General features: G+C 59.1%; 15 protein-coding genes, 1 tRNA gene and 1 pseudogene. 8 read left to right on the top strand and 9 right to left on the bottom strand.

Going from position 1 to position 20396, the window contains the following annotated elements:
• Nucleotides 1–12: 12 nt before the first annotated feature.
• Entirely contained in the window at nt 13–204 is a 192-nt protein-coding gene (locus ACGJAX_RS01665) for a hypothetical protein (RefSeq protein WP_390957271.1), read from the bottom strand.
• On the opposite strand from ACGJAX_RS01665, the gene ACGJAX_RS01660 reads away from it, so the two are divergent.
• From ACGJAX_RS01660 to ddlA, 5 genes and pseudogenes are all read left to right on the top strand, one after another.
• Entirely contained in the window at nt 203–1516 is a 1314-nt protein-coding gene (locus tag ACGJAX_RS01660; RefSeq protein ID WP_247256310.1) for an MFS transporter, read from the top strand. The two genes, ACGJAX_RS01665 and ACGJAX_RS01660, sit on opposite strands and share 2 nt — an antisense overlap.
• Nucleotides 1517–1646: 130 nt before the next feature.
• A pseudogene (locus ACGJAX_RS01655) lies at nt 1647–2375 on the top strand (PAS domain-containing protein); the annotation flags it as partial.
• A gap of 9 nt (nt 2376–2384) precedes the next feature.
• The gene (locus ACGJAX_RS01650; RefSeq protein ID WP_390959784.1) at nt 2385–2963 is read left to right on the top strand and encodes a methyl-accepting chemotaxis protein; all 579 of its coding nucleotides are present in this window, start codon (nt 2385–2387) and stop codon (nt 2961–2963) included.
• Nucleotides 2964–3111: 148 nt separating this feature from the next.
• Nucleotides 3112–3711: a flavin reductase gene (locus ACGJAX_RS01645; RefSeq protein ID WP_390957270.1), complete on the top strand. Its 600-nt coding sequence runs from the start codon at nt 3112–3114 to the stop codon at nt 3709–3711.
• A 47-nt stretch (nt 3712–3758) separates the two neighbouring features.
• Entirely contained in the window at nt 3759–4853 is a 1095-nt protein-coding gene (gene ddlA, locus ACGJAX_RS01640) for a D-alanine--D-alanine ligase (protein WP_390957269.1), read from the top strand.
• A 79-nt stretch (nt 4854–4932) separates the two neighbouring features.
• On the opposite strand, the gene ggt is transcribed toward ddlA, so the two are convergent.
• On the bottom strand, nt 4933–6765 hold the full coding sequence (gene ggt, locus ACGJAX_RS01635; protein ID WP_390957268.1) for a gamma-glutamyltransferase: 1833 nt from the start codon (nt 6763–6765) through the stop codon (nt 4933–4935).
• A gap of 166 nt (nt 6766–6931) precedes the next feature.
• On the opposite strand from ggt, the gene ACGJAX_RS01630 reads away from it, so the two are divergent.
• Nucleotides 6932–8035 carry a DUF2817 domain-containing protein gene (locus ACGJAX_RS01630; protein WP_390957267.1) on the top strand — a complete coding sequence of 368 codons (1104 nt, stop codon included), beginning with the start codon at nt 6932–6934 and terminating at the stop codon, nt 8033–8035.
• A gap of 177 nt (nt 8036–8212) precedes the next feature.
• On the opposite strand, the gene ACGJAX_RS01625 is transcribed toward ACGJAX_RS01630, so the two are convergent.
• Together ACGJAX_RS01625 and ACGJAX_RS01620 are read right to left on the bottom strand one after the other, a co-directional pair.
• Nucleotides 8213–8289, bottom strand: a tRNA-Met gene (locus ACGJAX_RS01625).
• A gap of 116 nt (nt 8290–8405) precedes the next feature.
• Nucleotides 8406–10463, bottom strand: coding sequence for a methyl-accepting chemotaxis protein (locus tag ACGJAX_RS01620; RefSeq protein ID WP_390957266.1), 2058 nt, complete (start codon nt 10461–10463; stop codon nt 8406–8408).
• 331 nt (nt 10464–10794) lie between these two features.
• Here ACGJAX_RS01620 and ACGJAX_RS01615 point away from each other — a divergent pair, with 331 nt between their 5' ends.
• Nucleotides 10795–12012 (top strand): MFS transporter, encoded by a 1218-nt coding sequence (locus ACGJAX_RS01615; protein WP_390957265.1) that lies wholly within the window; start codon nt 10795–10797, stop codon nt 12010–12012.
• Between the two features lie 708 nt (nt 12013–12720).
• On the opposite strand, the gene ACGJAX_RS01610 is transcribed toward ACGJAX_RS01615, so the two are convergent.
• The 4 genes from ACGJAX_RS01610 to phbB form a co-directional block, all read right to left on the bottom strand.
• The gene (locus tag ACGJAX_RS01610; RefSeq protein WP_390957264.1) at nt 12721–12987 is read right to left on the bottom strand and encodes a hypothetical protein; all 267 of its coding nucleotides are present in this window, start codon (nt 12985–12987) and stop codon (nt 12721–12723) included.
• A 149-nt stretch (nt 12988–13136) separates the two neighbouring features.
• Nucleotides 13137–14840: a class I poly(R)-hydroxyalkanoic acid synthase gene (gene phaC / locus ACGJAX_RS01605; protein ID WP_390957263.1), complete on the bottom strand. Its 1704-nt coding sequence runs from the start codon at nt 14838–14840 to the stop codon at nt 13137–13139.
• 154 nt (nt 14841–14994) lie between these two features.
• Complete coding sequence (locus ACGJAX_RS01600; protein ID WP_390957262.1) at nt 14995–16173, bottom strand: acetyl-CoA C-acetyltransferase; 1179 nt, start codon at nt 16171–16173, stop codon at nt 14995–14997.
• A gap of 64 nt (nt 16174–16237) precedes the next feature.
• Complete coding sequence (gene phbB / locus ACGJAX_RS01595) at nt 16238–16984, bottom strand: acetoacetyl-CoA reductase (RefSeq protein ID WP_390957261.1); 747 nt, start codon at nt 16982–16984, stop codon at nt 16238–16240.
• Between the two features lie 268 nt (nt 16985–17252).
• Between phbB and ACGJAX_RS01590 the strand changes: the two genes are divergently transcribed.
• Nucleotides 17253–18380, top strand: coding sequence for an AraC family transcriptional regulator ligand-binding domain-containing protein (locus tag ACGJAX_RS01590; RefSeq protein ID WP_390959782.1), 1128 nt, complete (start codon nt 17253–17255; stop codon nt 18378–18380).
• 64 nt (nt 18381–18444) lie between these two features.
• Here the strand turns inward: ACGJAX_RS01590 and ACGJAX_RS01585 are convergent, their stop codons facing one another.
• Nucleotides 18445–20316 carry a DUF3141 domain-containing protein gene (locus ACGJAX_RS01585; protein WP_390957260.1) on the bottom strand — a complete coding sequence of 624 codons (1872 nt, stop codon included), beginning with the start codon at nt 20314–20316 and terminating at the stop codon, nt 18445–18447.
• Nucleotides 20317–20396: the final 80 nt, after the last annotated feature.

Below are 20396 nucleotides of genomic sequence, written 5' to 3'. Positions count from 1 at the left end.
GGGGGAGTACCTCTAATTTTTATGTTTGTTGTAGTCTTTGGGACGGTAGAAGCCCCTCTGGACAGACAACAACATTAATTCACCGGGAAGTTTTTTGCGGGGCTGTTTTGTGGCTATGGGACTTTGGTCTAACGGGTTGTCCGCCAGCGCGTTTGCGTAGACCATGGGCGCCTTGGTTTTTGCCTGCACCAGAGTTCTTTTCATGACTGCCAACACCGTTTCGCGCCCGGCGCCGTTCAACCGCTCGGACTACAAGACCCTGGGGCTCGCGGCCCTCGGCGGGGCGCTGGAAATCTACGATTTCATCATCTTCGTATTTTTTGCGCTGACCCTGAGCCAGCTGTTTTTCCCGCCGGAAATGCCCGAGTGGCTGCGATTGCTGCAAAGCTTCGGCATCTTCGTCACCGGTTATCTGGCGCGGCCACTGGGCGGGATCCTGATGGCACATTTCGCCGACCGTTTGGGCCGCAAGAAAGTCTTCAGCCTGAGCATCCTGATGATGGCGCTGCCCTGTCTGCTGATCGGCATCATGCCGACCTACGCACAAATCGGTTATTTCGCTCCGCTGTTGCTGTTGCTGCTGCGAGTGCTTCAAGGGGCGGCCGTGGGCGGTGAAGTGCCGAGCGCCTGGGTGTTCGTCGCCGAACATGCACCCGTGGGGCATCGGGGCTACGCTTTGGGCTTTTTGCAGGCGGGACTGACTTTCGGTTATCTGCTCGGTGCCTTGACGGCCACGTTCCTGGCGCAGGCTTTCACCCCGACTGAAATCCTCGATTACGCCTGGCGTTACCCGTTTCTGCTGGGCGGTGTGTTTGGCGTGATCGGCGTCTGGCTACGCCGCTGGCTCAGTGAAACGCCGGTGTTCATGGCCATGCAGGCACGGCGCGAGGAAGCCGTTGAGTTGCCGCTGCGCAGTGTCCTGCGTGAGCATCGCCTGGCCATGCTGCCGGCGATGATCCTCACCTGTGTGTTGACGTCGGCGGTGGTGGTGTTCGTGGTCATCACGCCGACAATGATGCAGAAAACCTTCGGCATGACCGCCAGTCACACCTTCGCCTTGAGCGCATTGGGCATCGTTTTTCTGAACATTGGCTGTGTGCTCGCCGGGTTGCTGGTCGACCGCATCGGCGCCTGGCGTACGGTGATGCTGTATAGCCTGCTGCTGCCGTTGGGTATCGGTGTGCTTTACGCCTGTCTGATCAGCGGCGGCGACTGGGTCGGTCTGGCCTACGCGGTGGCGGGGCTCGGTTGCGGGGTGGTCGGTGCGGTGCCCTCGGTGATGGTGAGCCTGTTCCCGGCGCGGGTTCGTGTGTCGGGCATCTCGTTTACCTACAACATTGCCTACGCCGCCTGGGCGAGTATCACACCGCTGTTGTTGATCGGTCTGATGCCCTGGAGTCCCTGGATCTGCGTGATTTTCTGCGCGGTAATGGGTGCGGTGGGCGTGGGAAGCGCGGCGTACTTTGGCACGAGGATGCCAAAAATCGCCGGTTGTTCGGCCGCTGGCGCTACGTGAATCAACAAGGCGACAGGGGCGCTTGAACTATTTTTGTAGGACAAAGCTGAAACACTCTTCAGAAAAGATCTGCAAGGCCGATGGCTAGGCTGTAAATCGCTTTCTACCCCAGTCCATCGGTGCATCCCCCATGTTCAATAAACGCTTGAAGCAGGAGCTATCGGCTCTTCGCGAAGAACTCTCCAGCCTTCAGCAAGTGAAGGAAAGCCTGGAAAGCGAGATGCTGGTGTTGACCCTCGATACGGATGGGCGGGTTCAATCAGTCAATCAGAATTTCCTCAACGAAATGCACTACAAGAGCAACGAGCTGATTGGCCGGCATATCGAAGAAATCGTTCCCGATCATGTGAGAAATGACGAATTCCAGCTGCGGTTCAAGAACGCGATGAATCGCGGCGAGCACTTTGCCGGCGCGGTGCGCCTGTTGCGGGGTACTGGCGAGGAGGCGTGGTTGCGTTCGATCCTGCAGCCCGTGCGTTCGGCGGATGGCCGGATCAAGCATTTTTCGATTTTCTCCAGCGACCTGACCCGCACCATTGAGGCCTCCCGTGAACATGAAAACCTGATCGGGGCGCTGGTGCGTTCGACGGCGGTAATCGAGTTCGACCTCAATGGCAATGTGTTGACCGCCAACGACCGTTTCCTCGCCGGGATGGGTTACAGCCTGGCGCAGATTAAAGGCAAACATCACCGCATCTTTTGCCTGCCGGAAGAGCACAACAGCGCTGAGTATCAGAACTTCTGGCGTCGCCTGAACGCGGGTGAGTACGTGGCTGAACGCTTCAAGCGCATCGATAGCCACGGTCGTACGGTTTGGCTGGAGGCTTCTTACAATCCGGTAGTCGATGCCAATAACCGGCTCTACAAAGTGGTGAAGTTCGCCACGGTGATCACCGATCAGGTCAATCAGGAGCAAGCCGTCGCCGAAGCCGCGAACATTGCCTACAGCACCTCGCAGCAAACCGATCAAAGCGCCCAGCGAGGCAGCGCCGTGGTCACTCAGGCGGTGGATGTGATGCGTGATCTGGCCAAGCATATGCAAACCGCCGGCGATGGCATCGAAGCGCTCAATGAGCAGTCACTGGTGATTGGCACCATCGTCAAAACCATCAGCGGCATTGCCGAACAAACCAACCTGTTGGCGCTCAACGCCGCCATCGAAGCGGCACGCGCCGGTGAACAGGGCCGGGGGTTTGCCGTGGTGGCCGATGAAGTCCGGCAACTGGCTTCGCGCACCAGCCAGGCCACCGACGAAATTGTCGTTGTGGTGCGGCAGAACCAGGACATGGCGCGCAACGCCGTGGCCCTGATGACCGACGGCAAGCTCCAGGCGGAGCAGGGGCTGGCGCTGGCGGCGGAAGCCGGCACCGTGATCGTCGAGATCCAGGATGGCGCGCAGAAAGTGGTGAATGCTGTCGGGCAGTTCGCCAATCAGTTGGCGTCTTGATGTCCTGCTCCTGAAGAAATCGCCTGCACTGGTTCCTGCAAGGTATTACACGCAGGCGCTGGCGCAGGTGGCGATCTTTTCGCCCGCTCGATCCCTGTTTTGCAAGATGTCGTTACAATCGGCTCCTTCCCCCAAGGAGCAGGCATCCATGAGCGTTTCTCACCGTCGTCCGATCCCTTTGTCCAAGGCCTATCGTCTACTCAATCACGGGCCGACCGTTCTGGTCAGCGCGGCTCATGACGGTCAGCGCAATATCATGGCGGCTGCCTGGGCCATGCCGCTGGATTTCGAACCGCCGAAAATCGCCGTGGTGCTGGACAAGTCCACCTGGACCCGGCAACTGCTGGAAGCCTCGGGCACCTTCGTGTTGAACGTTCCCTGCGCAGCGCAGGCCGATATTGTACAAACCGTCGGTTCGACGTCTGGCCTGGCGCTCACCCGGGAGCAGGGGCGCGACAAATTCCAGACCTATGACTTGCCGACGTTCGACGCCGAGCTGATCGACGCACCGATGCTCAAAGGCTGCGTTGCCTGGCTCGAATGCCGGTTGTTGCCGGAACCCGACAACCATCAGCAGTACGATCTGTTCCTCGCCGAAGTGATTGCCGCTCAGGCTGACGAGCGTGTATTCAGTGACGGGCGTTGGCACTTTGAAGGCCAGGATGCGTTGCGTACCCTGCACCACGTCGCCGGCGGGCACTTTCTGACCATCGGCAACCCTGTGGATGGCAAAACCTTGCAGCCATGAAGTGACTGCTACCCTAGCCATAAGCACATTCACAAAGAGGCCAGGCAATGAGCAAGTTGCGTGTGGGGATTATTTTTGGGGGGCGTTCGGCAGAGCACGAAGTGTCGTTGCAATCGGCGAAGAACATCGTCGATGCGCTGGATCGTTCGCGCTTCGAGCCGGTGTTGATCGGTATCGACAAGCAAGGCCACTGGCACCTCAATGACCCGTCGAATTTCCTGCTGAACCAGGAAAACCCGGCGCTGATCGCTCTCAATCAGTCCAATCGCGAATTGGCGGTCGTGCCGGGCAAGGCGAGCCAGCAACTGGTCGAAACCTCCAGCCAGGAGCTGTTGGGCCATGTCGATGTGATCTTCCCGATTGTCCACGGCACCCTCGGTGAGGACGGCTGCCTGCAAGGGCTCTTGCGCATGGCCGACCTGCCGTTTGTTGGCTCCGATGTGCTCGGATCGGCGGTTTGCATGGACAAGGACATCAGCAAGCGTTTGCTGCGCGATGCCGGGCTGGCGGTCACGCCGTTCGTGACCCTGACCCGTACCACTGCGGCGCGCAACGGCTTTGCCGAGATGGCGGGAAAGCTTGGTCTGCCGCTGTTCGTCAAGCCGGCAAACCAGGGCTCTTCCGTGGGCGTGAGCAAAGTCAACGACGAAGCTGAATACACCGCGGCAATCGAACTGGCATTGGGCTTCGATGAGAAAGTGTTGGTCGAATCTGCCGTCAGCGGCCGCGAGATCGAATGCGCGGTGCTCGGTAACGAAGACGCCATCGCCAGCGGTTGTGGCGAAATCGTGGTGCACAGCGGGTTTTATTCCTACGACAGCAAATACATCGATGACAAGGCCGCTGAAGTGGTGGTGCCGGCCCAGATCAGTCATGAGGCCAGCGAACGTATTCGTGCCATGGCCGTCGAGGCGTTCCATGTCCTGGGCTGTTCCGGTCTGGCGCGGGTCGATGTATTTCTGACCGACAGCGGTGAAGTGCTGATCAACGAAATCAATTCGCTACCCGGATTCACCCGCATCAGCATGTACCCGAAACTGTGGCAGGCCGCTGGCATGACCTACAGTGAACTGGTCACGCGATTGATCGAGCTGGCGCTGGAGAAACACCGGATTCGGCAGACGCTGAAAATCAGTCGATAAGCGGGTGCGCTGGCCTGATCTCAAACTGCAAAAAAGGGCCTACCCCCTCGGTAGGCCCTTTCTCATCTCTGCGTAAGACTCAATCCCCCAGCGCTTCTCCCTCACGCCGAGGGTCGGCTCCACCGGTCAGCGATACTTTGCCTTGGGCATCCTTTGTTCGAACAATCGCCTGGGTGCCGCTGGTCATGTCGATTTCATTCACTTCATGCCCTTTGGCTTTCAACGCCTGAATCAGCGCCGGGCTGAACTGCCCGCGTTCCAGCTCGGTCGGGCCATTGCGACTGCCGAAATTGGGCAGGTTGATGGTTTGCTGCGCATCGAGGTTCCAGTCGAGCAGGCCGATGGTGGACTTGGCGACGTACTCGATGATTTGCGAACCGCCGGGTGAGCCGATTGTGGCGAGGAATTCACCGCTCTGGCGGTCGAAGATCAAGGTCGGGGCCATGGACGAACGTGGGCGCTTGCCGGGTTCGACGCGGTTGGCGACTTTTTGCCCATGCTCATCGGGGATGAAGGAAAAGTCCGTCATTTCGTTGTTGAGCAGGAATCCCTGCACCATCAGGTGCGAGCCAAACGCAGACTCGATGGTGGTGGTCATGGACACTGCGCCGCCCTCGTCGTCGATCGCTACCACCTGTGAGGTGGAAATACGCAACGGCGACCGGTCCGGCGCATAGGCAATCTGAATGCCCGGAGGCGTGCCCGGTTCAGCCGTGCCCATGCTGCGTTCACCGATCAGTGCGGCGCGGCTGGCCAGGTAAGCCGGGTCTACCAGGCCTTTCACCGGTACCGGCACGAAGTCCGTATCCGCCACGTACTGCGCGCGATCGGCATAGGCCAGGCGCTCGGCTTCGGATATCAGGTGCACGGCTTGCGGAGACGGTTCGCTGCCCGCAGGCGCGTCGGTTTTCACCGGTTTCAGCGGTGCCAGGGCGTAGCGGTTATTGCGTGTCTCCAAGGCTTGAAGCGTGCCGAGAATCTGCGCCACGGCGATCCCGCCCGACGACGGTGGCGGCATGCCGCAGACCTGCCAGCGCTTGTAATCGGTGCACAGTGGCGCGCGCTCCTTGGCCGTATAGCCCTTGAGGTCGCTCAGTGAAAGGCTGCCGGGGTTGGCGTGGCCCTGAACCTTGTCCACGATTTCCTGCGCGACGGCGCCCTGGTACAACGCATCCGGCCCTTCGTTGGCGATGCGTTGCAGCACGGCGGCCAATGCCGGGTTTTTCAGGCGGGTGCCAACGGCTTTCGGGCGGCCATCGGCATTCAGGAAATAGGCGACCATGTCGGGCGAACTGCGCAGCGACGAATCCGACGCGATCAACTGATACAGGCGTGGCGAAATGACGAAGCCTTGCTCCGCCAGCTTGATCGCCGGTTCGAACAGCTGTGCCCAGGGCAGGCGGCCGTGTTTTTTGTGGGCCAGTTCCAGGGCGCGCAATACGCCTGGCGTCCCTACCGAGCGACCACCAATCTGCGCCTGGGTGAAAGGCATGGGTGTGCCGTCGGCTTGCAGGAAAAGCCTTTCCGTGGCACCGGCCGGTGCCGTTTCGCGGCCGTCATATGTGCGCACGTTCTTGCCGTCCCACAGCATGATCAAAGCGCCGCCACCAATGCCCGACGATTGCGGCTCGACCAGCGTCAACACCGCTTGCATTGCAATCGCCGCATCGATGGCCGAACCGCCACGACGCAGCATTTCCCGCCCGGCCTCGGCCGCCAGCGGGTTGGCGGCGGCTGCCATGTGCTTCGAGGCGTGCCGGGTTTGCAGGTCGGTGCGATAGCCGGAAGCGCTTTCCGGCGCGACCGGTAGCGTCGAGACAGATGGCGCGTTGCAGGCGGTCAGGGCTAAAGCCACAGTGATCATCGACAACGCTGACAGGCGCATGCGCTTCAAGTGGAAGGCTGAGAACATGCGGGGCACTCCGTCCGTGGGATAAAGGATTCGTGGACTTTATCGGCCACCGCCCGGTGACGCAAACCATGTCCCACGGCCAGGACGCTTTTTTCCTTCATCAATGGATGGAATTTCTGTAGGGTCGATGCCATCAGGCAGGCCAGAAGATCAACAAGAGGCAGACATGCAGACCGAGTTCCCGACCCAGCCAAGCTACCGCACCCAGCGCGAACAATTCCTCGCGGCGGCCACCGCCGCCGGGGCGACGCTGACCGAGTATCCACACCCGCTCACAGGACCCTTCGGCGAGGCCTTGAGCACCGATGTGGCTGTCCTGGGTGATCCGGGCGCCAAACGTCTGCTGATCGCGCTCAGCGGCACTCATGGGGTTGAAGGCTTCTATGGCTCGGGGTGTCAGATCAAGTGGCTGCAGGAGCTGGGCAAGCGTTCGTTGCCGGCCGATGTCGCCGTGGTAATGATCCACCTGATCAACCCCTGGGGGACGGCGTGGCTGCGTCGGGTCAACGAAGACAACATCGACCTCAACCGCAATCACCTGAACTTCGAGCGGCCCCTGCCGGACAATCAGGCGTATGAGGGTTTGCACGAAATCTACGCCTGCACCCAGTTGCAAGGTCCCGAGCGTGAGCGCACGGACGCCTTGCTGGATGCGCAGATTCGCCAACACGGCTGGCCGGCGGTCATGTCGATTGTCGAAGGCGGGCAGCATGCGCATCCCGATGGCTTGTTCTATGGCGGCCTGGCGCCGAGCTGGTCGAATCGCACCTTGCACCAGATCATCCAGAAGCATGTAGCCCATGCCAATGTCGCCATGTGTTTCGACTTGCACACAGGTGCCGGCGAATACGGCCATCCGATGCTGCTGACGATCACCGAAGCGGCCTATCCGGCGCTGGTCGATGCACAGGCGATTTATGGTCCGTGGCTCTACACCTTGCACACCGGTGCCGACACCCTGAGCGAAACCGGTGTTGCGGCCACCGCGACTGGCTACACCTCCCAGGCATTGATCAATGCGCTGCCGCAGGTGCGGCTGATGCCATTCGTCATTGAGTGCGGAACGTATCCGGGAGCACAGGTGCATCGCCATCTGCGTGATGACCACTGGCTGCATCTGCACGGCAATCCGAGCGACGCGGTGGGGCGCGAGATCAAGTTGAATCTGCTGGAGCAGTTCTATCCGGCTGATAGCGACTGGCAGGCGATGGTCTGGTTGCGGACCTGGCAGATCTGGGAGCGGGCTTTGTCGGCGTTGCCAACGATCTGAGGTTGAGGCTGTTTTATGTAGGAGCGAGCCTGCTCGCGATGAATCCAGAGACGCTGCGGGGTATCAGGCTCGCCGCGTCATCGTTGACGATCATCGCGAACAAGCTCGCTCCTACAGCAGGCATAAAAGGCAGGCATAAAAAAACGGCCTACCTTTCGGTAAGCCGTTTTTAGTACTTGGTGGCTACACAGGGACTTGAACCCCGGACCCCAGCATTATGAATGCTATGCTCTAACCAACTGAGCTATGTAGCCAAGTGGCGCGCATTATTCACCGGTAACGGGGATGCGTCAAGCATAAATCTAAAATATTTCTCTACACTTTCAACCGCTTATCCTCCTGACCCGAAAAAACGGGTCAGGGCAGGGCATCATTTGAGCTGAAATCTGCCGGTATTGGCGCTCAAAGCCTTGCTGCCCTGGCTCAAGGTGTCTGCCGCAAGGTTCACCGCCCGCGCGCCTTCGAGCAAGCGGACCGCCGCCTGATCGACTTGCTGGATGTTGCCGCTGACCTCATCGGCGGTGCTCGCTTGCTCGTCGACCGCCGTGGCGATCTGCGCCAGGGTGTCGGTGACGCCCTGGACGGCGCTGGCAATCTCCCCCAATCGATGACCGAGGCTGGTGACGGCTTGCGCATCGGTCTGAGCCTGCCCGCAGGCCGCTTCCATCAGGCTGACGGCTTCGTTCACGGTGCTGCGCAGGCTGTCGACGGTGCCGGCGATTTGCGCAGTCGAGGACTGGGTGCGCTGTGACAGGCTGCGCACTTCATCGGCCACCACCGCGAAGCCGCGGCCCTGTTCACCGGCGCGAGCTGCTTCGATGGCGGCATTGAGCGCGAGCAGGTTGGTCTGTTCGGCGACGCCGCGAATGGTATCGACCACCAGTTGAATCTGCTGCCCCTGCTCACTGACCCGTCCCAGCGCCGCTGCCGTGTCATTCAGGCGTTGATTGAGTTGTTGGATGCTGGCCGTTGTGCGCTGACTGTCACGGCTGCTGTCGGCGGCGATACGCTGAGTCTGCTGAGCGCTGCCGGACGCTCGTTCGCAGCTGTCGGACACGCCTTGGGAGGTCGCGGCCAGTTGTGTCGCCGCCGCCGCAATCTGACTGATTTGCAGTTGTTGGGCTTCAACCTCGCCCAAGGCGTCGGCGGAGTGATGATTGAGGGTTTGCACCGCATTGCTCAGTTGCAGGGTTTCGTGGTCGACCCCCAGCAGGCTGGCGCGCAATTGCACCACCGCGACGTTGAGGGCGGTGCTGATGGCTGCCAGTTCGTCGCGGCCTTGTACTGGCACCTGCAAGCTCAGATTGCCATCGCGCAAGGCTTCGGCCAGCAAGGTGATACCGCTGGCGCTACGGCGGATCGACGCTTGCAAGCAGATGAACAGGTACAGCGCGGCCAGCAGCAGGCAGCCAAATATGCTCGCCGCCAAAATGAACTGGCGTATGGCAGAACCCTGGTAGTCATCCAGACGCTGATCCAGTGAAACCAACGATTGCTGGCGCAACGCGGCAAGGTCGGAGAGCAGGGCGTCGAGGCTGCGTTCGAACTCCTCGGGCTTGAGGGTGATACTGCCGCCGAACACGCCGTCATCCAGGACTTTCAGGCCGGCGTCGAGGTGCTTGAGGCTGTTATGGTATTGCCCGGCCCAGCCTTGCAGCGCGCTGGGCAACCGCGCCTCAAGTAAACCTGCCGTTTTGACCAGTTGTTCCCGGGCATCGCCGATGCGGCTGCGCAAGTCGCGCAGTTGCAGACGACTTTGCAACGTGAATTGCCCCGACACCACCGAAGCCTGACCGACACTGGCCAGGCGGCCGACGCGTTCGATCAGGTCGGGCGCGTGCTGGGTGGAGATCTGAGTCAGCAGGTAGGTTTCCAGCCAGGGTGCCAGCGTCAGCCGATTATCCATGGCGATCTGCTCGCGCAAGGCTTGCAGAGCGCTCAACGCGTTGGTGAAGCGATCGTAGCCGTCCGGCCACCAACCGACGCTGCTCAGACTTTTCGAATCCAGGCCGTTGAGGGCAGTTTGCAGCGCTTGAAAACGGGTCAGGGTTTCGCCTTCCGCGCCTTCCTTTTGCAGGGCGCTGCTCAGGTCTGAAGTGGCTTGGGCGACAGCGGGTTGGACCGCGTCGAATGCGCCCATGGCGGCGAGGGTGGCCGGCGTTGGCTGGCGATTGGTTTCGGTGGCGCGCCAGCGAGCCGCACGGTCACGCTGGGCCTCCAGCAGGTTATCGAGCGCATCCAGAGCGAGTAATTGACGGACCCCGGCCCGTTCGCCGGAAATCAGGTTCAGTTTGTCGCGATAGTCCAGACCAATCATCCATAGACTGCCGGCCAGCGGCAGGATAAACAGCAGAAACAACAGCTGAAATTTGCGTGCGAAGCCAAAACGCCCCAGCAGCCGGATCCCCGGTGATAAAAAAGCCTGCATGCCCCATGACTCCTTCGGACACCACGCGCCATTGGCGTGCATCGAGGTCTTGGCGACCACGATCTGTGCCCCGTAAAAGGCCTCGAAAGTTCACCTTTGCCCGCTCTGTAGGCCGACTCTGTGGTGAAACTTCCCATTCTCGGTCCCCTTTGTAAGGGGCCGCGTTGAAGCGCAAGAGCGAGGCAAGATTCAGACCATGGCGTTGAGCTATCACTGTTTTGCCGATGAATATCGAAGTCGTTAGCAGGCTAAGGGGATGGCATTATTGCACCGAAAAATGGCACATTGGCGCACCTGCCTGTGCGCACCTACCTGTTGTCCGGAAATTCTCATGGCTATCAGCAATGCTCAGTCCGCCACTGCATCGGCGGCCACTCCTTCACAAAGCAGTCCGCTGGTGATGCGCATCATTGGCGCGGTGGCGCTGGCGCATTTGATCAACGACCTGATCCAGTCGGTATTGCCGTCGATTTACCCGATGCTCAAGGCCAACTACGGCCTGACATTCACTCAGGTCGGCCTGATTACCTTGACCTTTCAACTGACCGCTTCGCTATTGCAGCCGTGGGTCGGGTATCACACCGATCGCCATCCCAAGCCCTGGCTGTTGCCCGCCGGCACTGTGTGCACGCTGGTCGGGATTCTCATGATGTCGGTGGTCGGCAGCTTTCCATTGATTCTGCTGGCGGCGGGGTTGATCGGTATCGGCTCCTCGACCTTTCACCCGGAAGCTTCACGTGTGGCGCGACTGGCTTCGGGCGGGCGCTTCGGGCTGGCGCAATCGACCTTCCAGGTCGGTGGCAACGCGGGATCGGCCTTCGGTCCCTTGCTGGCGGCCGCCATCATCATTCCCTACGGTCAGGGGCATGTGGCCTGGTTCGGCCTGTTCGCTGTATTTGCGTTGTTCGTGCTCTACCGCATCAGCCGCTGGTACGCCAACCATTTGAACCTGTTCAAGCTCAAACAGGGCCAGGCGGCGACTCACGGCTTGTCCAAAGGCCGGGTGATCAGTGCGTTGGTAGTGCTGGGGCTGCTGGTGTTCTCCAAGTATTTCTACATGGCCAGTTTCACCAGTTATTTCACCTTCTACCTGATCGAGAAGTTCGACCTGTCGGTGGCCAGTTCGCAACTGCACCTGTTCCTGTTTCTCGGTGCGGTTGCGGCGGGGACCTTCTTTGGTGGGCCGATCGGCGACAAGATCGGGCGCAAGGCGGTGATCTGGTTCTCGATCCTCGGCGTAGCGCCGTTCACCCTGGTCTTGCCGCACGTTGATCTGTTCTGGACCAGCATTCTGAGCGTGGTCATCGGCTTCATCCTGGCTTCGGCGTTCTCGGCGATCGTGGTCTACGCCCAGGAACTGGTGCCGGGCAATGTCGGGATGATTGCCGGGGTGTTCTTCGGCCTGATGTTCGGTTTTGGCGGCATTGGCGCGGCCTTGCTGGGCCATCTGGCGGATATTCGCGGTATCGAATACGTGTACTTGCTGTGTTCGTTCCTGCCGTTGCTCGGAGTGCTGGCGATTTTCCTGCCGCGTACTCAAAAGATCTGATTCAGGCCGGGACAGCATGCACAAAAAAGCCGCGTATCAAACGCGGCTTTTTCTTGAGCGGGTGGCTACACGTTAAACCAGAAGTCATAGGGTGCAGGCATTATGAAATCTAGGTTTTGGTACGCTTCAATATGTGTCATACCCGGTTTAGCGCCCGGTTTAAGTTGCGTATGACTTTACTTTCACGGCGGTTGCGTTTCTCTCGGCACGCGGAGGAATTTGACCAACCGTCTTGGTTTGTTTGCTAACAGAATTTTGCTGGAAGTGACTAGTGGCGACGGGCCGAAATCGACCCAGAGTGCGTAAAAACGTTTTTCAGCGCGATTGGCGCCCAAAGTAGAACTGAAAATCGCGTTTCTACGTAAAATCTAGGTCTGCAAACCAGCCGATAAACTTCAGATTTGGCATAGCCATCACTCACTTCCTAATTGAAAGGATGATGACTCAATCTAAATGAATGCCAGCCCATACTCCAGCCCATACCTTGGACCCTGGCTTCCTATAGGCACGCCTGGACCACAAAAGAAAATATCTACGTCAACTTTATGTTTTTATAGAGATTTTATCGAGATCCTTGAACGTCGCTGGACTTATAAACACGCTAAAATAGCGGACTCCTTCACCGCCACATTTATACGAAAAAGCCCTGATTATTCAGGGATTTTTCGTTTCTGCGTTTCGGGAAAAAATTCCAGCCCGCGACAATGCTTACCCTGGCATCGCCCAGGATTGCAGCGTGTAGCCTCCCTGGCTCAACTCGGCGCGCACTTCTTGCAACAGGCTTTCCAGCTGCGCCGGGTCCGAATAGGTACTGCTTGGAACCTGTTTGCGACAAATACGCGTGCTGGCTCGGTCCATGACGGACAGGCTCAGTTCGCCATTACCGTCTTGCGGAGCCCATGCGACGCATTGAAAAGGTTCGAATGCCTGACCTGCAATCAAGAGTGCTTCGTTGATGCGAAACGGGGTGCTCATGGAGCTTCTCTCCTTGTACCCAAACAAATGATGTGCCGTCGGTTGGGCTTACCGGCGGCTATCTATTGCGTTTGCGTGATTTGATCTTTGTCTTTGAGATCAAGCTGCTGTGTCGCAGGCGATGTCGCGCTCTGCTCCACAGCAGTCTTTCATTGCTTCACATAACTGCCTGGAGCCGGCTCCAGAGGCGGGTATTTGTCATTGCCGGTGTGCGCAACCGCGGGTTTGCGCTCGCCGGAGTGTCCCGCCAGCCAGTTGAACCAGTCATTCCACCAGCTACCGGGTTGCTGCTCGGCATTCTTGAACCAGGTCTCCGGGTTTTTGGTGACCCGATTGTTGGTCCAGTAATGACGCTTCTGCTTGGCCGGCGGATTGACGACGCCAGCGATATGCCCGGAAGCGCCCAGTACGAAACGCTTGGGCCCGGAGAGCAGGTGGGTGCTGGCGTAGGCGCTCTTCCACGGCACGATGTGATCGTCATGGGCGGCAAGAATGTAGGCGGGAGCGTCGATTGCACGCAAATCCAGCTTGGTCCCGCAGCACTCCAGCTCGCCTGATTTCAAGTCGTTCTGCAGATAGGTGTGGCGCAGGTACCAGCAGTACATCGGCCCTGGAAGGTTGGTGCTGTCGTTGTTCCAGAACAGCAGATCCAGTGGAATCGGTTTCTGTCCCTTGAGGTATTTGTCGACGTTGTAGTTCCACCACAGCTCGTTGGGGCGCAGCAGGGAAAAGGTGTTGCCCATGTCCTCGCCACGGAACAGGCCGATGGGGCCGTTCACACCACCAATGGTGCGCTCGCGGTAGGCCACCAGTTCTTCATCGACGAAGATGTCGATCGGGCCGGTATCCAGATAATCCAGGAACGTGGCGAACAGGCTCAGGCTGGCGATCTCGCGGTCGCCACGTGCAGCCAGTACCGCCAGCGCAGTGCTCAACAGGGTGCCGCCGATGCAGAAACCCACGCAATTGATTCGCTGCTGGCCACTGATCCCGCGGGTCACTTGCAGGGCGTTGATCACTCCATGCTCGATCAAGTCATCCCAGGTGGTGCCCGCGTGTTCCTGGTCAAAGTTGCGCCAGGACACCAGAAATACGGGATGTCCCTTTTCCAGCAGGTGGCGGACCATCGAGTTGTCCGGGCGCAGATCGAGGATGTAGTACTTGTTGATCGACGGCGGTACCACGAGAACCGGCTGCTGGTATTGGGTTTCGCTCTGCGGGTAGTACTGAATGAGTTGGAAGATCTGATTCTCGAAGACGACTTCGCCGGGGGTATTGGCCAGGTCGATACCAACCTTGAAGGCGCCGCTATCGCACTGGCGCATCTTGCCTTCGTTCATGTCGCTGGCCAGATGCTGCATCCCTGTGATCAGGCTGGCACCTTGGGTCTCGACCGCACGCTGCAACGCATCAGGGTTACTGGCCAGGAAATTGCTCGGTGCGCTGGCGGCAATGGCTTGCTCCACCAGATAGCGCAGGCGTTGGCGTGCTTTCTTTTCGTCGATCAGCAGCTTGTCGAGCAGTTTCAGAAGGAAGCTGGAGTTGAGCAGGTAAAACGCGGCGAGGGAGCCGAACAGTGGCGCGCTCCAGTTACCGCTGGTGAAACGTCGATCATCGAAACTGAAGGGTTGGCCGGTCAGCAGTTTTTGGCCGAGTTGGGCCCATTCAACCTGGTAGTCCGCTTGAAGGCTGTCCAGGGTTTCGCGAGGCAGATCGAACCAGATGTCATGGTCATGCCCGGAAAACCAGGGATTGGTGCTCACCCATAGGCGCAGTTGTTGCACTGCAAAAGATGCGATGAACGGAACCTGTCCTGACCAGAAAGTTTTGAATGTATGCGCGTTATTGTCCATAAAATTCATACCGATGTGCCGGGCAGAAAAAAGCCGCGCTATGCCGGATTGCGGCGTAGCGACGGCAAGGGAGGCGGGCAACGTTGTCTGATGCCAGCCTGATGCGCGGAGCAAGGGGATCTGGTCCGCGCATTGGCTACTCGGATGCCATTGGTTAGCGTTCGATAGCCAGGCCGACGCCTTGTCCGCCACCGATGCACAAGGTGGCGAGTCCTTTCTTTCCATCACGACGGATCAGTTCGTGTACCAGCGACACCAGGATCCGTGCCCCCGACGCGCCGATCGGATGACCAAGGGCGATCGCGCCGCCGTTGACGTTGACTTTGCTGGTGTCCCAGCCCATCTCTTTGCTAACCGCCAGCGCCTGGGCGGCGAAGGCTTCGTTGGCTTCGATCAAGTCCAGGTCCTCAACGTTCCAGCCGGCCTTTTGCAGGGTCAGGCGTGTCGCCGGGACCGGGCCGATGCCCATGATCGACGGGTCTACGCCGGCGCTGGCATAGGCCTTGATCTTGGCCAGTACCGGAAGGCCCAGCGCCTGGGCTTTGGCGGCGCTGGCCAGCAGCAATACGGCCGCACCGTCGTTGAGGGTCGAGGCGTTGCCAGCGGTCACGCTGCCGTCTTTCTGGAAGGCCGGTTTGAGTTTTGCCAAGGCTTGCGCAGTGCTGTCGACACGCGGCTGCTCGTCGGTGTCGAAGGCCAGCGGTTCGCCCTTGCGCTGAGGGATCAGGATCGGGGTGATTTCGCTCTGGAAACGCCCGCCCTCGATGGCGGCGGCGGCCTTCTGTTGTGAAGCGGCAGCGAAGGCATCCTGTGCTTCACGGGAGATTTCGTACTTCTGCGCCAGGTTCTCGGCGGTGATACCCATGTGGTAGTCGTTGAAGGCGTCCCACAGACCATCCTGGATCATGCTGTCCTGCAGTTGCGCATGGCCCATGCGCAGGCCGGTACGAGCCTTGGGCAGGACATAGGGGGCCAGGCTCATGTTTTCCTGGCCGCCAGCAATGATCAGTTCCGCGTCGCCGCAACGGATGGCCTGGACGGCGAGGTGGACCGCCTTGAGACCGGAGCCGCAGACCTTGTTCAAGGTCAGGGCAGGCGTGGTGTGCGGCAAGCCAGCCTTGATAGCGGTCTGGCGTGCCGGGTTTTGCCCGGCACCGGCAGTGAGTACCTGGCCGAGGATCACTTCATCAATTTGCGCAGCTTCGACACCCGTCTGCTTCAGCAGGCGGCGAATCACTGCGGCACCCAGTTCGGTCGCAGGAATTGCAGACAAAGCACCCTGGAAACTGCCAATGGCGGTACGAGTAGCGGCAACGATTACGACTTCGTTCATGCATGACCTCATGGAAAAGACAAAATTCGACGAGCAAACCAGGGCATTCATGCCCTGGTCAGGGTTACTGCATGTTCATGCCGCCGTTTACCGAGAAGTCGGCACCGGTGCTATAGGCGGACTCATCGGACGCCAGCCAGGCCACGATCGAGGCGATCTCTTCCGGCAGGCCAAGGCGACCCACCGGGATGCCCGAGATCATGCCTTCGAGGATGTCCGGACGAATGGCCGCGGTCATGGAGGTCTTGATGTAGCCTGGGGAAACGGTATTGACGGTCACGCCCTTGCCGGAGACTTCCCGGGCCAGTGCCATGGTGAAACCATGGATGCCAGCCTTGGCGGCGGAGTAGTTGGTCTGGCCGAACTGGCCACGCTGACCGTTGATCGAGGAGATATTGATGACCCTGCCCCAACCTTTGAAGAGCATGCCTTCAATGACCTGCTTGGTGGTGTTGAACAGGCCCGTCAGGTTGGTCCCGATCACGCTGTCCCAGTCTTGCGGGGTGAGCTTGCGAAAAGACGCGTCGCGAGTGATGCCGGCGTTGTTGACCAGTACGTCGATCGGGCCGAATTGTTCACGAGCCATCTCGAAGGCCTTGCGGGTCGACTCCCAATCGGTCACGTCGCCATAGATGAACTCGAACTCGTACCCCGCCTCGCGCTGGCTGGCAGCCCAGTCGTTCTTGCGGCTGGAATCCGAACTGCAGCCGACGATTACCTTGAATCCTTCCTTGTATAGACGCTGGCTGATTGCCGTACCAATACCGCCCATACCACCCGTTACCAAAGCAATACGACTACGCGATTCCATACATCTACTCCATTTTGTGCGCTGCAGGAGTGAGGATTGTTGGTTATCGACGGGCTTTGCGGGAAGTGTTTGAAGGTGACGTTCTCCTGTCCTTCGGTGCCACGCGGGGAGGGAAGGGGATGGCAAAAACGAGGAGTACCTATACTTGGATCAACACTTAAAACTGAATGGATAGTTAATATTTCTGCAACAGAGTTGAAATATGTTCAACGCGTGTCAGCATCGGCTCCGGACAGGACGTTCGGTTCCACTGGTCATTGAGGACGCCATGTATAGGATTAGTTCAGGTTATGCCAGCGTGCTGGCGAATACATTTTTGGCCCAGGGGCTCGACCTTGCCGCTCTGTGCGACGAGGCGGGACTGGATGTCGGGTTCGTGAATAAACCAGGAGCATTCTGCGAGCGAAGCGTTATCTATCGTCTTTGGGAGCTGGCGGCCGAGGCTTCGAATGATCCCAATATCGGTTTGAAGGCCTACGGGGAATTCCATCCCAGCAGTTTCCAGATCGTGGGTTACACAATGATGTCCAGTTCGAATCTGAAAAGGGCGCTGGAACGCCTGGTTCGTTTCAGCCCGTTGATCGGTACCGGATTCAGCCTTTTCCTTGTCCAGGAGCAGCAGCATTATCGATTGGCCAGTCTTGATCATCAGCAACATGGCTCGTTCAAACCCCGGCAATACACGGATGCGGCCTTGGCTTCGCTGCTGGGTTTCTGCCGTTGGCTGGCAGGTGGCAAGTCACCGCAACCCTTGAGTGTGGAGTTCACTTACCCCGAGCCTGAAGACACGTCGCAGCATCAGCGGCTTTTTGGCTGTCCGCTGAGTTTCGGGGCGGCCTATGACAGCATCCTGTTCAATGGCCAGGAGCTCCTGACGCCATTGAGTATGGCCAATGAGGCGCTGGCCACGCTGCATGACAGTTTTGCCGTGGCTCAACTGGACCTTTTGTCCGGTTACTCCATTGTAGGCAGGATTCGCGGCCTGGTGACCGAGCGCTTGAGTCAGGGGCAAGGCCAAGGGCAATGTGACATGGAATCGATTGCGGCGGCACTGAACATCAGCAAGCGCACGTTGCAACGAGGCCTTGAGAAGGACGGCACGCAATTCAAGGATGTCTTGAATGATGTGCGCCGGCAGATGGCCGAATTCTATTTGCGCCACTCTCATTACAACCTCAAGCATGTGACTCACCTGCTCGGCTTTCATGATCACAGCAGCTTCCATAAGGCATGCGCCCGTTGGTTCGGCATGACCCCCGGACAATATCGAGCCCATGAGTCGTTGCCTGTGCTCAAGGACGTCGTGCCGCTGCGACTCATGAATTCGGTCGGTCGGCGCAGCGATCACAAGATCCCAGGCTTTGCCAGCGACTTCTCCGAACGGATGCACCGCTGATTTTTGTGAAGCTTCGTCAAGACTTGGGGGCTCCACGGGGGCCTCCTGCGGGATGACAACCGATTCACTGGGTGTTGGGGTCAAGTGCCTGGGGATTTCGTGCAGGCTGGGTGCTGCTGAGGGCGCCCAGTGCGCCGTAAATACCGTAAAAACAGATCTCTTGAGTGGCGTCACGCACATCGCGGTACGCATTCAGGGTGTCTTGCATTTGGTTGGAGAACAACTCCTGCCAGGCCAGCAACGGGTTGTCCTGGTGTACGGGGCGACGATTACGGTTGACCGTGGAAATTGTCCCGGGCAACCACCACAGCGCCGGATTCAAGCTACTCCAAAACAATTGCTGCTGATGGAAGGGGTGCGTCCTGCGCATCCATTCGGCCATGGGCTCGTTGATGATCTGACGCAGCCACGGACGTATTGATCCGTCGTAAAACGCACTGTTGATTTCAGAGGTGCGCACTACCGAAGAGAATTCGCGGTCGTCATCACGGGCCGGCTCGACGTCATCGTGGATATCGGCAATTCGTCTTGATTCGAAACGCACGCGGTATTGCACGTCATTGCTGCCTGAAGGGGCCGGTAGGTCGTCAATCAGCATTTCATGCAGCCCCGGCGGCAGCGTATTGATGGCTTCGACCGCGCCGAGCAACCCTCGGTGTTCACGCCTCGCCACCTGGCCGGAGACAAAAATACCCAAGTGGCCGATGCTGGCATGCCGCAGGTAGACGATGGTTCGTCCTGCCTCCTGCAAGGCGAGATCGCTGGAATAGGCATCGGCGATCCAGTTCAATGCCTGCTGGGGCGGGGTGATGTTGTCGCCGTAGGAACAGAACACCACCACCGGCACTTCGATCCGTTTCAGGTCGATACCGTTGCTCTTGCGGTCGGGACCACCCGACAATTGGTTGCCGATGAACAGTTCATCGACAATCGTCTCGATCTCTTCACCATTGAGCAGGGTCGGGCTGCCCCACCAGCGTTCGAAGTCGAGGAAGCGCGCAGCTTCGCTGTCGACTTGGCTGAACAGCTGGTAGTACTTGCCCCAATAGCTGTTGGCCGGGTCCAAGTTTTCGAAGTTGCTGACCAGCCAGGTACCGTCAAAACGGTCATTGCCCAAGTCGCTGCCAAGGCGAGCCATCCAGCCGCCACCCAGCAGGCCGCCGGTATAGCGCATTGGATTGCGTCCATTGACGCCGGCCCAGTATGACAAGGGGGCGCCGTTGATAATGATCAGTCCCGGGAGTTCCGGTCGTGTGGCCGCCAGTTCCATCAAGGCCCAGCCGGCCTGGCAGTTACCGATGATGATCGGCTTGCTGTTGGCCGGATGTAGGGCGCTGACGGCTTCGATGAACCGGGCCTGGGCTTCGACGATATCGGCCAGGGTTTGCCTTGGCTGTGGCGAATGGCTGAAAGAGATGAAGTAGGTGAGGTGCCCGGCTCTGAGGCTCTCACCTATTATCGAATCCTGCTTGAAGCCGCCGATTCCCGAACCATGTCCGCCGCGCGGGTCAATGATGATCACCGGCTGGCTGTTGCTGTCGATTTTTTGCTCGGGGCCGGGGAGGATCCGCAGCAGTGAAAAGTTGACCGGGCGCGGAAGGTCAGGGCCTGCGATCAAGGTTTCATGATCGAACTTGAGTAGCAGTGGATACCCGGCGCTTTCATGAGCCAGCCTGTTGTCGCCGCGCTGGCGCAGGGTGTCCCAGAACAGCAGGCAGCGTTGGCCGAGGTCGATGACATATTCCTGCCATTGAGCGGGTGTAGGTTGTCTGAGTTGACTTCGTTTCAGAGGCGCGAGGGTTTTTTTCTGGCGCTCGCGCACAGCCTCAAGGATGTTCAGCGCATTCAGGCGCTGCAGGTGACTCAGGTGTTCCCACAGGCCGCGTTGTGAGGAGGGCTGTTCATGTTGCGATGCACTAATGTCTTTCTGGCCCATGGGGATCTCCTGACGATCTGCATGCCAGGATTCTATAGCGAATATCCAAAGGAGGGTAAAGAATTTTGTGCGGCGCACAA

The sequence above is a fragment of the Pseudomonas moorei genome, from assembly GCF_042846945.1.
Taxonomy (GTDB): Bacteria; Pseudomonadota; Gammaproteobacteria; order Pseudomonadales; family Pseudomonadaceae; genus Aquipseudomonas; species Aquipseudomonas moorei.
Note: the sequence above shows the minus strand (reverse complement) of the source record. Positions and strands in the feature narration are given on the sequence as shown.

Bases quoted from the DNA above. Each gene is read 5' to 3' on its own strand.
- ACGJAX_RS01660 (WP_247256310.1), top strand. From the start codon at position 203: ATGACTGCCAACACCGTTTCGCGCCCGGCGCCGTTCAACCGCTCGGAC.
- ACGJAX_RS01665 (WP_390957271.1), bottom strand. From the start codon at position 204: ATGAAAAGAACTCTGGTGCAGGCAAAAACCAAGGCGCCCATGGTCTAC.
- ACGJAX_RS01645 (WP_390957270.1), top strand. From the start codon at position 3,112: ATGAGCGTTTCTCACCGTCGTCCGATCCCTTTGTCCAAGGCCTATCGT.
- ddlA (WP_390957269.1), top strand. From the start codon at position 3,759: ATGAGCAAGTTGCGTGTGGGGATTATTTTTGGGGGGCGTTCGGCAGAG.
- ggt (WP_390957268.1), bottom strand. From the start codon at position 6,765: ATGTTCTCAGCCTTCCACTTGAAGCGCATGCGCCTGTCAGCGTTGTCG.
- ACGJAX_RS01630 (WP_390957267.1), top strand. From the start codon at position 6,932: ATGCAGACCGAGTTCCCGACCCAGCCAAGCTACCGCACCCAGCGCGAA.
- ACGJAX_RS01620 (WP_390957266.1), bottom strand. From the start codon at position 10,463: ATGCAGGCTTTTTTATCACCGGGGATCCGGCTGCTGGGGCGTTTTGGC.
- ACGJAX_RS01615 (WP_390957265.1), top strand. From the start codon at position 10,795: ATGGCTATCAGCAATGCTCAGTCCGCCACTGCATCGGCGGCCACTCCT.
- ACGJAX_RS01610 (WP_390957264.1), bottom strand. From the start codon at position 12,987: ATGAGCACCCCGTTTCGCATCAACGAAGCACTCTTGATTGCAGGTCAG.
- phaC (WP_390957263.1), bottom strand. From the start codon at position 14,840: ATGGACAATAACGCGCATACATTCAAAACTTTCTGGTCAGGACAGGTT.
- ACGJAX_RS01600 (WP_390957262.1), bottom strand. From the start codon at position 16,173: ATGAACGAAGTCGTAATCGTTGCCGCTACTCGTACCGCCATTGGCAGT.
- phbB (WP_390957261.1), bottom strand. From the start codon at position 16,984: ATGGAATCGCGTAGTCGTATTGCTTTGGTAACGGGTGGTATGGGCGGT.
- ACGJAX_RS01590 (WP_390959782.1), top strand. From the start codon at position 17,253: ATGTATAGGATTAGTTCAGGTTATGCCAGCGTGCTGGCGAATACATTT.
- ACGJAX_RS01585 (WP_390957260.1), bottom strand. From the start codon at position 20,316: ATGGGCCAGAAAGACATTAGTGCATCGCAACATGAACAGCCCTCCTCA.